Below are 12198 nucleotides of genomic sequence, written 5' to 3'. Positions count from 1 at the left end.
GTCCACAGTCTCCGTTGTGGACACAGACTCCTTCATTCGATTTTCAATGAACAGGTGCCGCGAATTGTGCGCTTACGGTTGTGGCGCTTGCGGACGCCGACGAGGTAGGGCCTCGTCCGCATGGGTGCGAGCGTTGTCAGTTCACCTGCCAACAGCCGGGCTAGAGGATTGTCTCCAGCTTTGTGGTCACCGTTGCTCCGCGGCTAGGGAACTAGCCGCTCTCTCATCTCTTTTCGCGCAAAAATAGCGGAAGTTCATCAATCAGCGACGGGCAAGCAGATTGTCACCTCGAGCCCTCCATGTTGGGATCGTTCGAAAGCAATAGTTCCATTGTTCAGCGAAACGATCTCGCAGGCAATCGCCAGGCCAAGGCCGGTACCTGGGTTTGTCTCGTCGAAGCGTCCGCCACGTCGGCCGATCGTACGAAGGTCGGCGGGTTGAATACCCGGCCCGTCGTCGGATATCCGCAGTTCGACGACTGTCGCGTCCTTCTTGGCCTGCACGCTGATCAGTGAGTTTGCCCATTGTGCAGCGTTCTCCAGTATCACGCCGACAAGCTCGATCAGATCATTTGCGTCAATGTCGACATTCAGATCATCGATAACGTCAACCACCCAGTCGAGTTGCTCGCTGGTACGCGTTTTTTTCAGGACCGCGATCGCGCGCGGAACAATATCGCTCAACGACGCACTGAGAGCATGCATCCGGATGCGCTGACGCAGCCGGACGAGACGCAGCTGGTAATCGATGCGGCCGCGCATTTCGTTCGTCAGATCAATGATCGTGGCAGCACTGCGCTTGTCGCCACTGTCTTCGAGCTCGTAAGCAACCGTACCAAGCACTGCGAGTGGCGTTTTCAGCCCGTGCGCGAGATCTGATGCACGCGACCGTGCAAAATCCATTGATTTCTGCTGCAGAGCCAGCAACGCGTTTACTTCACTTACGACAGGAACCACTTCTAGTGGATAGGTGGCATCGATTGAAGAAGAGGCGCCCTTACGGATGCCTTCAATATCCTGACGCAGCTTCCTGAATGGCGACAGTCCGAATTGCACCTGCAGAACGGCAGCAAGGACGAAAGCACCGCCGAGGATCAGGAGCGCGACGGCCAATTCCCAGCCAAAGCGGGTGATCGCCTCATCAAGGATCGAGCGGTCTTGGGCTACGATGACCTGGAAACGTCGCTCGCTTTTGGCTTTCGCAAAACGCACAGTCAGGGAAAAGGCGAGCAATGACTGCCCTACGGGACCCTGAACGGTTGAGAGCTGCCCGGCTTCGTTCGGCGTCTCGAGCTTGAGGACATGGTCCCAAAGTGAGCGCGAGCGGATCATCTGCTGTGAGCCCAGATCCGTGATCTGCCAATAGAGACCGCTGATAGGCGTATCGTAGCGTGGATCAGGCAGGGAACCGGTCAGCACTGGCGCCGTATCGCGCGCATTTGGATTGATCAAAGCGACAAGGCGCGACATCGTTGCCGATAGGTCAGCCGAAGCGCTACGTTCCACATTCTTCGTGAACAAGTAGCCGATTGTCACGCCTGCCAGCACGAGAGCCACGGCGATCCAGACGCCAGCCCCCAATATCAGCCGAACCCGTAAGGACCGAATTCTCAACGATCATTCCCACCGAGAATGTACCCAAAACCGCGTCGCGTCGCGATGATATCGGCGCCCAGTCGTTTCCGCAGGCGGCCGATGAGCACTTCGACGGCGTTCGAACCGCCTTCGAAGTCCTGGGTGTAAAGATGTTCAGCTATCTCAAGCTGCGAGACAACGCGGCCGCCCTGATGCGCCATAAAGGCGAGCAGCCGGTATTCCTGTGGTGTAAGTACGATCGGAACGCCCGCACGCGTTACCTGTCTCATTCGCGTGTCGAGAACGAGCTCGCCGATTTCAATCTGCGATGATGCCAAGCCACCTGCTCGACGCACGATCGCGCGGACACGCGCTATGACTTCCTCCATACGGAAAGGCTTCACCACGTAGTCGTCGGCACCGGACTCAATTCCCTCCACCCGCTCGTCCCACTGTCCACGCGCGGTCAGTATCAATACAGGAATGCTGCGTCCGGCGCGGCGCCACCGCTTGAGGATCGTAAGACCATCCAGTGTCGGAAGGCCGAGATCAAGGATCACGGCATCGAATGTTTCGGTATCTCCGCGGAACCAGGCATCTTCTCCGTCTCTGGCGTATTCCGCGACGAAGCCGGCGCTCGACAAAGCCGTGCCAAGCGACTCAGCGATGCGGCGGTCATCTTCGGCAACGAGTATCCGCATGTTTACCTCACTCTTATGAGTTTGCCCGTGCGCGCATTGAAAGAATAGCGTCGGACTTCGTTGTTGGTTTCGAGCACCTTCAACTCGTACTGGAGAACACCCTTCACAGGACGCAGACGCGTGTCGATGATCTGTCCGTTGGTCAGGTGTCGGGCGATTGCCACAATACCGTCCAGCGGCAGGGCTCGATCGGCTTGGACGGCTTTCAGAGCGCCATTTGGGCCATCAAACTTATCGTCGGCTCCGTTGCGCCCGGATTCATCCGGAGGAGACGGCTGGTCATCTTCGGAATCGTCGGCATCGTCATCGCTCGCGTCCGAATTTGATGCGGCAGCACCGGTCCCCTGGTCTGAAGAGCCCTCCGACTCACCGGCGTCGGCGATTTCGATGTAGTCGAGGTCCACCGCACCGCTCGCTGCTTCCTGTGCGCGCACCACTGCCGGTAGCTGCAGCACAAGAGCAACTGCCGCGAACCACGCGAAGGCTCTCGGGGACCGAAAAGGCACGCACTTTCTCCTCATGTCATCAAAGCCGCTCCAGCAAATAGCTTAGACGGGCGAAGCTGACAATTCGCTGACAACGCCCTCACGGGATTTTCAGGTGCCATGAGCTATACCAATCCCCATCGAGGCGAAACAAGACAACCGACGCGGGTATAGAATCCGTGCGACTGCAGCCGTCTTGTAGCGACCGTGCGTGAAGATGCACCTCTTCGACGCTCGAGCACAACCGAAGGAATATGCCATGCAAACCGTATTTCGCTTTATGCCAGCTATCATTTGGATTGGTGTTTTGCTTACTATCGTTTGGTTGATGTTGATCATTCAGTCGACGCACACATGCGGACCATCAGGCATGTTCAGACACCCTCGAGCTTGCCATTCGTCGCCATGCCATAGCAAAGAGGCGGGACATGAATCATCACCCCTCGCCTGCTCAATAGGTTCCTGACACCTGAGGCGTGGGCTACCATCTCTCAGGCCAGCGCGCTGATCCCGGCCTCACAAATAAACATGGCCTCGATACTTCATATCTATCGTGAGAGAGCCGTTTGCGAACGTTCGGCTCTCCTCTTCACTAAAATTCACCAGGAGCGCACTGCGGCTATTCCTCGGTCAAACGCTGGAATGAGCCTGCGCGAACGCTCGGAAGCAAAGTACGGATTCTTTGATATGCGCATGAACTCAACGCTAAAAAAAATGATGTCAGGCGGTTTGGTACTGGCGATCTCTGCTCATACTCATGCAGCAGGTTCAATACCGATTGCGGCAATGATTTATGCTGCCCAGGTGGCGTTCGCGTCTCCCGCAGCTGCCGCTCCAAAGGCCACGCGAAATGCGCAGGGACTGCTATCTGACATGCGTTTCTCACTCGGTATGATCGCCATGAGCTATAAGGACGCTTCCGGCGTCCGGCACCAAAGCACTGCCAGTGTTCTCGAAGCTGTTACCCTCACGACACACGCAACGGAGCGGCTGGAAGCTGCATTGGCGACTCCAAACAGCAAAGCGATCGCCGATGCTACCGGCAGCCTATCAAAGTCAATCGGTGAACTGCAAACGCGATATGCCTTGACAGTGTCACAAAATAAGCAGGCGGCGCAGGGCATGCGCTACCTAAACGCAGCATGGAAGAGCTACTCGTCCCGATATATTCTCTCAAAGCCGGCAAAAGAAACCAGAACGGTGAGCCAGGCTGAAGTTCGAGCTCTGCGTGAAAGGATGAGTCTTCTCGAAAAACGCGTAGCCTCATTGGAGGACAAGATTGCCAGCAATGCGGCACTTCGACGAGAGGTCATGCGACTGAGGAAAGACCTCGCCTATTACGATGGCCGTCCTGACGATTACTGGACCTATCAAAGCATGCTGCTTACACTCACGATGGTATCAGGGTCCTTCAATGCATTCACCTATACGACGCGAGCCTATTACCCAACCTATTACGTTTACTTTGAGCCTATTAGCCCAGAATTCGAAACCTGGCACTCCTATTGGGATGGATACTATGATGGCTACTACGCAGATAGAAATTCTCTATGGTATAATGAGATCATTATTATTGATGGTCCACTGGTTGAAATAGATCATATTGAGGTCAACCAGGATATTACCTACCAGACGATTTACAATATAACAAATGAGACGCACGTCGAATACGAAGCCTTACATCCGGAAACCCTAGCTGATAGCGATATTCCTGTCATGCCAAATGATGCTGTCTTCACCGTGCAAGAGTTGGCGCAGCCAGAGCATGACGGCTCCGTTATGAAAATAGTAGAGACCGCGCCGGTTAACGTCGAACTGAACGACAGTTTATCCCAATCGGATGAAGCAATTACGCTACAGAATGATCAGGCATCAGATGTGGAAACACCTCAGAGGCGTGAGGATCTTCGGGATATAGCAGATGATTCGCATAACAGCACAGAATATGAAGTCATCCATAGCGATGATCTGGATGGTGTAGCGGGGCGACCAGGGGACGAACCCCAGAAGCGAGATGTCTCACCAGAGAAAACTGAGAACGATCCCGATCAGGCTCGACAATCCAGCGAAATTCCTGAAGAGCAGATAGAGCAGCCAACCGATGCGAAGGGCTCCACAAGATGCTCGGAGAACCCTGACGACTGCCAACCCCGATGAATTTCGGATCTCGAGAACAAGAAGTCTGCGGGTCTGAGCCCTGCCGAATTGAACGTGGAGGCAGGGCATCACAGACCCGACGTGATTGTCGTCGTATATGGTCAGTCCCGAGATTGCAGGTGTCCCGAATGCGGTACAACCCCCATCGTGTTCATAGCCGCTATCCTCGGATGATTGCCGACCTACCGTGTGCGGGTCGAAGGGTCGAATTGCACCTGACCGTGCGACGCTTCGTCTATAGTGCCGACCATTGCCGCCGAAGATTTTCGCTGGGCGTTTCGGAGATGACATAATCCGATTGATGGACCGCCAGACAGCACGCCTGGATACCTGAGTTCGCCATCTCGCTCTTGCATTGGGTGGTCGCCCGGCAGCACAGGCGACGCCCATGCCGAGAATATCCGTCACGATTTCGAGGGAGAGGCTTTTTCCAGCCGTGCAACGGCTTTGGGGTCGGACGCCTGCTTGCGCAGCGCATCCCAATCGTCGGGCGGGTTGCCGTCGTCCAGCATTCCCTTGAAGACCGCGTAAGCGTCCGTCTTGGACCCATAGGTCCGCAAGCTGTTCTCGTCATTCACCCAGGCGAAAATGATGACCTTGCTGGCGCTACTATACCGGAAGAAGAGCCGGAAACGGCCGTTGCTGAACTTGGTGCGAAACCAATGCTTACGATCATCGCCAAGGGTGGAGCCTTGGCGATAGATCGCCGCTGTCGGGTCCGATGGGACCGTGACGGTGACGAGCTGAACCAAGGCCGCGAGCAGCTTGGCGTCGGCGGATTTCCGATAGTCCTCCGGTTTCTTCGCCTTGAGCGCGTCGACCGCATCGATCAGCTTTTCCCACTGATCGAGAAAGAGGGGGTGTGCGAGGACGGTCCAGCCATTGATCGTCAACATGTCAGATCGAGACATCCCCCTCGATCTCGGCATCGAGATCGACCGTCATGCCCGCTGTCAGAGCAACGGCCCGGTCAAGCAGGGATTGCGGGAACGGAAGGACAGATTTCTCGGGGTGCTTGGCCATGTCCCGCGCGAGAAACTCGAGAAAACTGTCGATCACGGGATCGGCGGTTTCTTCAACCTCCGCCTTCTGGACATAGACACGACGCTGTTCATCGACGAAAAAGGCAATGCGTCCGCCATAGTCAACACCCAGCGCCTGCCGGACGGACTTGGGCACGGTGGTCTGTCCCTTGGCGGTAATGGTGCTTTCTTCTTTCAGTAACGCCATGGCGGGCCTCCAAAAATCGGCTGAACAGAATGTAAGGAATAATCCTTACAAAATCAAGAAGTGCCCGCTTCAGCGCTCGGACGAGCACGAGCACGAGCATCGGGATCCCGGCGCCGCGATAATGCCATGGTTCCTCAACGAGTTTGCAACGCTATTTCGACGGAGCCTGCACCGCCGGAGGCTATCGAAGTGACGTCGCTGCATTGGAGCAATGCGACGAAAGTACGGGCTGACTGGTTTCGGCCAAGCGCCCAACGAACCGTGAAACAAACCAAGGAACCACAGCACATGAAAAAGTTCACTCTCGCCGTTTCCGCAATCCTGTTCGCTCTCGCGTCGGTTTCGGCACAGGCCGGCTCCAGCACCTCGAACCCCGGAAACACGAAGGAAAATGTCAAGACGCTGAACGGTCAGAGCTCGAAAACGGAACCCCAGAAGGACCCATCGCTCTTGAAGAAGCAGAACCCGGCGGTCAAGGGTAAGACAAAATAGCAAAACGAATTTTATTCACATGCCAATCTCGTTGCGCCTGGAAGAAAGGCGCAACATTGTTGATTTCCATGCAGGGCCGAGCGGGTTTGCGGTGAACCCCCGGGGCTGGACCACCGTGAGGCACTTCAGACGAAGCCGCCTGCTGGGCAAGTTGTGGTGATCAATATCCGAACGACAGAGCAAGCTCGATCCTGTTGTCGATAGACCCGACGAGGCAGATGACCGAAGCCGATTATCCCAAGCGACGGGTCGTTGCGGCCGAGGGGCTCATCAAGCTCAAACTCATCAAGCGGCAAATGTAGGGGCGTGGAAAACTCGATCTGTTCGAGGCACGTATCCACGAAAACAAGCAACAAAACGTTGAGCCTTCCTCGTCCGAAACATGCAATTCGCCAGTTCGGAATTTGCCCTTGCCAAATTATCACTAAGATGCAAATTTATCTATAATTTTGTCGAGGAGCCTTATCGCCGTGAAGAAATTGAATGCGCACCACCCATTTCTCGCTGAAAACGAATCTGAAGAGCCCTCAATTTCAATATTCGAAGCAAAAACTATCTATAATCTCCCATTCAACGATCTACTCTTCCGGGCTCAATCAGTCCACCGCGCGCATTTCGACCCGAATGCCGTGCAGATGAGCCGACTTCTGTCGATCAAGACAGGCGGATGCGCGGAGGATTGTGGCTACTGCAGCCAGTCCGCACATTATCCGACCGGCCTGAAAGCCTCGAAGCTGATGGAAGTCGAACGCGTTCTCACAGAGGCGCGCAAGGCCAAGGATGCAGGTGCAACGCGCTATTGCATGGGCGCGGCATGGCGCAGTCCGAAAGACCGCGATATGGACACGCTGGTCGCCATGGTCGAGGGCGTGAAGGCGCTCGGCATGGAAACCTGCATGACGCTCGGCATGCTGACCGAGACACAGGCTGACGCGTTCGCGCAGGCTGGCCTCGACTACTACAACCACAATATCGACACGTCCGAGCGCTTCTATTCCGAAATCATCACGACCCGAAGCTTCGAAGACCGGCTCGATACGCTGGAGACCGTGCGCATGGCCGGCATCAAGGTGTGCGCCGGCGGAATCCTCGGCATGGGCGAGACGGTCGATGACCGGATCTCGATGCTGTTGACGCTGGCGAACTTGCCCGTGCAGCCGGAAAGCGTACCGATCAACCAGCTCATCCCCATTCCCGGTTCGAAGCTGGCGGACGCGGCATCTGTCGATCCGATCGATTTCGTCCGCACGATCGCGCTGGCGCGTATCCTGATGCCGACCTCGCATCTGCGCTTGTCCGCGGGACGCACCGAGATGAGCGACGAGATGCAGGCACTCTGTTTCTTCGCAGGCGCCAACTCCATCTTCGTCGGCGATACTTTGCTGACGGCAGACAATCCCGGCGAGGATCATGATACAACGCTCTTCCGCCGCCTCGGCCTTTCTCCCATGCCGCTGGAGCCGGCGGTGTGACGGCGATACTTTCGGATTATGCCGCGACGCTTGAAGGTTTGCGGCGCAGGACGCGGCTGCGCAGCCTTGCACCGCAGCGTGGCGTGGACTTCACTTCCAACGATTTTCTCGCTCTTGCGGGCGCGCCGCGCCTCAAGGCGGCGCTCGTAGCGGCGATGGAAAACGGCGTTCCGGCGGGCGCGGGCGGCTCACGCCTGCTGCGCGGCAACCATCCCGAACACGAGGCGCTGGAGGCGGAAGCCGCCGAATTTTTCGGCGCGGAACGCGTGCTCTATTTCGGTAGCGGCTATGCCGCCAATTCCGCGCTTTTCTCGACCTTGCCACGGCGTGAAGATCTGATCGTGCATGACGCGCTCATCCATGCCAGCGCGCATGAGGGCATTGCCGCCAGCAAGGCGGCGGCCGTCAGTGTCGGCCACAACGACACGAATGCGTTCGATGAGGCGATCCGAAGCTGGCGCCAAAATGGCGGCAGAGGCCGCCCCTGGATTGCGGTCGAGAGCCTCTATTCCATGGATGGCGATAGAGCGCCGCTTGCCGCCCTCGCTGACATTGCCGACCGTCACGACGGCTTTCTGGTGATTGACGAAGCCCATGCCACCGGCGTTTTCGGCGCAGGGGGCAGAGGCTTGGCGGCGGGGTTCGAAAGTCGTGAAAACGTCCTTGCTCTGCATACTTGCGGCAAAGCACTGGGTGTTTCGGGAGCGTTGCTCGCGGCCCCCCGCGTGCTCGCCGATTATCTGGTCAACCGCGCCCGCGCCTTCATCTATTCCACCGCACCCTCGCCTCTTATGGCAGCAGGCGTGCGCGAGGCCTTGCGCATGGTGGATGACGAGCCTGAGCGCCGCGAGGCCCTGGAACGTCTGGTCGCCTTTCTCGGCGACGGATTGAAGAGCCGGTTCGGCCTGGAGCCGAGCGGATCGCAGATCCAGCCGGTTGTCGTCGGCGATAACGCCCGTGCGATCCGAATTGCCGAAACGCTTCAGGCTCAAGGCTTCGACATCCGTGCGATCCGCCCGCCGACCGTGCCGGAGGGCACCGCGCGCCTGCGGCTATCGATCACGCTCAACGTCGATGCAGAACAGATTGCGCGCATGCTGGATTGCCTAGCCGCCGCCATGGAGGAACATAGGAGATGACCGCCCGTTTCGTGGTGTCAGGCACGGATACAGGCATCGGCAAAACCGTGTTTGCCGCGGCGCTGGCAGGCGCGCTCAACACCCGATATTGGAAACCCGTGCAATCCGGACTGGAGGACGAGACGGATAACGAAGTCGTCGCCCGATTGAGCGGGCTGCCCGCTGAGCACATTCTGCCGGAAGCCTATCGCCTTTCCGCCCCGGTCTCACCGCATCTTTCGGCACATCTTGACGGCGTGGAAATCGACCCAGCCCGGCTTGAACCTCCGGCGTGCGCCGGTCCGCTGGTTATCGAAGGAGCCGGCGGCCTGATGGTTCCTCTTACGAAAAGCATGGTCTTTGCCGATGTGTTCGCCCGGTGGCGCATTCCCGTCGTCCTCTGCGCCCGAACATCGCTCGGCACCATCAATCACACGCTGCTGTCCATCGAGGCGCTGCGCAGCCGCGACATTCCCATCTGCGGCATCGCCTTTATCGGGCCGGAGAATGCCGACACCCAGGCGACCGTCGCCGCCATCGGGCAAGTGAAGGTATTGGGCCGGCTGCCCCTGCTGGAAAACCTGACGAGTGAAACCCTGCGCCGCGCCTTCCGCGAGAACTTCGACACCGAGTTCCTGATGGAGGCACACGCGTGACCCCCTCACCCGTCTGGCACCCATTCACCCAGCATGCCCTCGAACCGCCGATGAAGCGTATCGTTGCGACCGAAGGCGCATATCTGTTCGACGAGGACGGCAATAGCATCCTCGACGCGATCTCGTCATGGTGGGTGATCACCCATGGCCACCGCCATCCCGGCATCATGACGGCAATCCGCAAGGCGACGGAGGCCTACGACCAGGTCATCTTCGCCGAATTTACCCATGAACCCGCGGAAGTCCTCGCGGAGCGTCTGCTCGCCTTCGCGCCTTCCGGACTGAAACACGTTTTCTATTCGGATAGCGGATCGACGGCCGTCGAGGTGGCGATCAAGATGGCGCTCGGCACCTTCCACAATCGCGGTGTCGCGCGTGACCGCATCGTGGTGATGGAGCACGGCTATCATGGCGACACGATCGGCACCATGTCGGCGGGAGAGCGTGGCGTGTTCAACGCGCCCTTCGAGCCGCTGCTCTTCGGCGTCGACCGCCTTCCCTTCCCCGAACCCGGTCGGGAGCAGGAGACACTCGATGTATTCGAAGCCATCTGCTGTTCAGGAAAGGTCGCCGCTATCCTGGTCGAACCGCTGGTGCTCGGCGCGGGCGGCATGAAGTTCTACAGCAGCGCCGTGCTTTCCGCCCTCAAGGAAATTGCCGGTCGACACAGCTGCCTGTTCATCGCCGATGAGGTGATGACCGGCTGGGGTCGCACCGGAACGCGCTTCGCCTGCGAGCAGGCCGGGGTAACTCCGGATATTCTTTGCACTTCGAAGGGTCTGACCGGGGGCGCCTTGCCCCTGGCGGCAACCCTTTGCACGGCAGAGATTTTCGAGGCCCATCTGTCTTCCGACCGGCGCAAGACCTTTTTCCATTCGAGCTCCTATACGGCCAATGCAATCGCCTGCGCCGCGGCCGTCGCCAATCTGCAAATCTGGCAGGACGAACCGGTGGAGAGCCGGATTGCCGAGCTTGCGGCGCTGCATGCCCAGCATCTGCGCCGCTTCGAGGGCGACACGAGATTTGCAAACGTCAGGCAATGTGGGACGATCGCCGCCCTCGATCTTGCCGTGCCCTCCGGCGGTTACCTCGCTGAAGCGGGGCCGCGCATGCGCAAGCTGTTTCGCGAACGCGGGCTGCTGGTGCGCCCGCTCGGAAATGTCATCTACCTGATGCCGCCCTATTGCACGAGCGCCGGGGACACCGCGGCCGCCTATGACGCAATCGACGACGTCGCCTCGCTCGTTCTGAGGGAGACTGGATCTTGACACCTCTCTCCTCCCGCCTCGCCGGTTTCGGTCATGCCGTTCCATCCCGCATCGTCTACAATGCGGAAATCGAAAACCGGCTCGGCCTCGATGAGGGCTGGATCGAAAGGCGCACCGGCATCCGATCCCGCCATTGGGCCACCGAGGGGGATACGTTGAGCGGCCTTGCGGCCGAGGCCGGGAAAATGGCCCTTGAGGATGCCGGGATCGGGCCGGGCGAGATCGCCATGACCTTGCTTGCCACCTCGACGCCGGATCATCTCCTGCCGCCCTCGGCACCCCTTCTGGCGCACAAGCTCGGATTGCGAAATTCCGGGGCCATCGATCTTGCCGGGGCTTGCTCGGGCTTCCTCTATGCACTGACGCTGGCGGACGGTTTCGTGCGTGCGCATGGGCGAGCGGTGCTCGTCGTTGCCGCCAATATTCTCAGCCGCCGCATCAACCCTGCCGAACGCGCCAGCGCCGTTCTCTTTGCAGACGGCGCAGGCGCGGTCGTGCTGGCACCGTGCGGCAACGGTCAAAGCGGCCTCAAGGCGGCCGTTCTGGCTTCGGATGGAGGTGGCTACGATCTGATTACCATCCCGTCCGGCGGCAGCAATAGACCTTTCTCTCCCGAAACCGCGGCAGACCAAGTACTGATGGCGATGCGCGATGGGCGCGAGGTTTTCTCGCGCGCTGTCGATCTGATGACACGCACCTCGCGTCAGGCGATGGACGAGGCTCTTATAGCGATCTCCGCCATCGACCGCTTCGTTCCGCATCAGGCGAACCTCCGTCTTTGCGACGCGGTTCGCCACAATCTTGAATTGGAGGAAAGCAAACTCGTCAGCACGATCGCGGAATTCGGCAATTCTTCGGCCGCGACCATTCCGCTGTCTCTTTCCGTCGAAAACCGCCGCAAACCGTTCAAATCCGGAGAGCACCTTCTCATGGCCGCGGCCGGCGCAGGGTTGGCCGGCGGGGCTGTCGTCCTGACAATCTAAGCTGGTAAAGGATATGGAGAATCAATGCGGAGGCAGTTAAACTAAAGGCGTTGAGTCGATGC

The 12198-nt window shown here is 58.5% G+C and carries 13 protein-coding genes; 8 read left to right on the top strand and 5 right to left on the bottom strand.

The window, feature by feature from the left end:
* Window positions 1-257: 257 nt before the first annotated feature.
* The 3 genes from ACPYOP_RS03940 to ACPYOP_RS03930 are packed head-to-tail and all read right to left on the bottom strand — an operon-like array spanning window position 258 to window position 2781.
* Window positions 258-1556 (bottom strand): sensor histidine kinase, encoded by a 1299-nt coding sequence (locus tag ACPYOP_RS03940; RefSeq protein WP_481409082.1) that lies wholly within the window; start codon window positions 1554-1556, stop codon window positions 258-260.
* A 53-nt stretch (window positions 1557-1609) separates the two neighbouring features.
* The gene (locus ACPYOP_RS03935; RefSeq protein ID WP_481409081.1) at window positions 1610-2275 is read right to left on the bottom strand and encodes a response regulator transcription factor; all 666 of its coding nucleotides are present in this window, start codon (window positions 2273-2275) and stop codon (window positions 1610-1612) included.
* 2 nt (window positions 2276-2277) lie between these two features.
* Window positions 2278-2781, bottom strand: a complete 504-nt coding sequence (locus tag ACPYOP_RS03930) for a PepSY domain-containing protein (protein ID WP_481409080.1) — start codon at window positions 2779-2781, stop codon at window positions 2278-2280.
* 621 nt (window positions 2782-3402) lie between these two features.
* Between ACPYOP_RS03930 and ACPYOP_RS03925 the strand changes: the two genes are divergently transcribed.
* Together ACPYOP_RS03925 and ACPYOP_RS03920 are read left to right on the top strand one after the other, a co-directional pair.
* A complete protein-coding gene (locus tag ACPYOP_RS03925; protein ID WP_481409079.1) occupies window positions 3403-4917 on the top strand; it encodes a hypothetical protein in 1515 nt (504 codons plus the stop codon).
* A complete protein-coding gene (locus ACPYOP_RS03920; protein WP_481409078.1) occupies window positions 4914-5210 on the top strand; it encodes a transposase family protein in 297 nt (98 codons plus the stop codon). The genes ACPYOP_RS03925 and ACPYOP_RS03920 overlap by 4 nt, the downstream gene beginning before the upstream one ends.
* Window positions 5211-5321: 111 nt before the next feature.
* Here ACPYOP_RS03920 and ACPYOP_RS03915 read toward each other — a convergent pair whose 3' ends face one another.
* Together ACPYOP_RS03915 and ACPYOP_RS03910 are read right to left on the bottom strand one after the other, a co-directional pair.
* Window positions 5322-5813 carry a type II toxin-antitoxin system YhaV family toxin gene (locus ACPYOP_RS03915; RefSeq protein ID WP_481409077.1) on the bottom strand — a complete coding sequence of 164 codons (492 nt, stop codon included), beginning with the start codon at window positions 5811-5813 and terminating at the stop codon, window positions 5322-5324.
* Between the two features lies 1 nt (window position 5814).
* The gene (locus ACPYOP_RS03910) at window positions 5815-6147 is read right to left on the bottom strand and encodes a type II toxin-antitoxin system PrlF family antitoxin (RefSeq protein ID WP_481409076.1); all 333 of its coding nucleotides are present in this window, start codon (window positions 6145-6147) and stop codon (window positions 5815-5817) included.
* 288 nt (window positions 6148-6435) lie between these two features.
* Between ACPYOP_RS03910 and ACPYOP_RS03905 the strand changes: the two genes are divergently transcribed.
* From ACPYOP_RS03905 to ACPYOP_RS03880, 6 genes are all read left to right on the top strand, one after another.
* Window positions 6436-6639: a hypothetical protein gene (locus ACPYOP_RS03905; RefSeq protein WP_481409075.1), complete on the top strand. Its 204-nt coding sequence runs from the start codon at window positions 6436-6438 to the stop codon at window positions 6637-6639.
* Window positions 6640-7118: 479 nt separating this feature from the next.
* The gene (gene bioB, locus ACPYOP_RS03900; RefSeq protein ID WP_481409092.1) at window positions 7119-8111 is read left to right on the top strand and encodes a biotin synthase BioB; all 993 of its coding nucleotides are present in this window, start codon (window positions 7119-7121) and stop codon (window positions 8109-8111) included.
* Entirely contained in the window at window positions 8108-9250 is a 1143-nt protein-coding gene (locus ACPYOP_RS03895) for an 8-amino-7-oxononanoate synthase (RefSeq protein ID WP_481409074.1), read from the top strand. The genes bioB and ACPYOP_RS03895 overlap by 4 nt, the downstream gene beginning before the upstream one ends.
* Window positions 9247-9885 (top strand): dethiobiotin synthase, encoded by a 639-nt coding sequence (gene bioD, locus ACPYOP_RS03890; protein WP_481409073.1) that lies wholly within the window; start codon window positions 9247-9249, stop codon window positions 9883-9885. Before ACPYOP_RS03895 ends, bioD begins: the two co-directional genes overlap by 4 nt.
* A complete protein-coding gene (locus ACPYOP_RS03885; RefSeq protein ID WP_481409072.1) occupies window positions 9882-11153 on the top strand; it encodes an adenosylmethionine--8-amino-7-oxononanoate transaminase in 1272 nt (423 codons plus the stop codon). The genes bioD and ACPYOP_RS03885 overlap by 4 nt, the downstream gene beginning before the upstream one ends.
* Window positions 11150-12136: a beta-ketoacyl-ACP synthase III gene (locus tag ACPYOP_RS03880; protein ID WP_481409071.1), complete on the top strand. Its 987-nt coding sequence runs from the start codon at window positions 11150-11152 to the stop codon at window positions 12134-12136. Before ACPYOP_RS03885 ends, ACPYOP_RS03880 begins: the two co-directional genes overlap by 4 nt.
* Window positions 12137-12198 lie beyond the last annotated feature (62 nt).

The sequence above is a fragment of the Rhizobium sp. KNZ2-6A genome, assembly GCF_056755475.1.
The sequence above is the reverse complement of the archived record's forward strand: the minus strand, read 5'-3'. Positions and strand labels throughout refer to the sequence as shown.

What these genes read in the sequence shown, in the direction of transcription:
- ACPYOP_RS03935 (WP_481409081.1), bottom strand. Translation starts at nt 2,275, where the DNA reads ATGCGGATACTCGTTGCCGAAGATGACCGCCGCATCGCTGAGTCGCTT.
- ACPYOP_RS03925 (WP_481409079.1), top strand. Translation starts at nt 3,403, where the DNA reads ATGAGCCTGCGCGAACGCTCGGAAGCAAAGTACGGATTCTTTGATATG.
- ACPYOP_RS03920 (WP_481409078.1), top strand. Translation starts at nt 4,914, where the DNA reads ATGAATTTCGGATCTCGAGAACAAGAAGTCTGCGGGTCTGAGCCCTGC.
- ACPYOP_RS03915 (WP_481409077.1), bottom strand. Translation starts at nt 5,813, where the DNA reads ATGTTGACGATCAATGGCTGGACCGTCCTCGCACACCCCCTCTTTCTC.
- bioD (WP_481409073.1), top strand. Translation starts at nt 9,247, where the DNA reads ATGACCGCCCGTTTCGTGGTGTCAGGCACGGATACAGGCATCGGCAAA.
- ACPYOP_RS03910 (WP_481409076.1), bottom strand. Translation starts at nt 6,147, where the DNA reads ATGGCGTTACTGAAAGAAGAAAGCACCATTACCGCCAAGGGACAGACC.
- ACPYOP_RS03905 (WP_481409075.1), top strand. Translation starts at nt 6,436, where the DNA reads ATGAAAAAGTTCACTCTCGCCGTTTCCGCAATCCTGTTCGCTCTCGCG.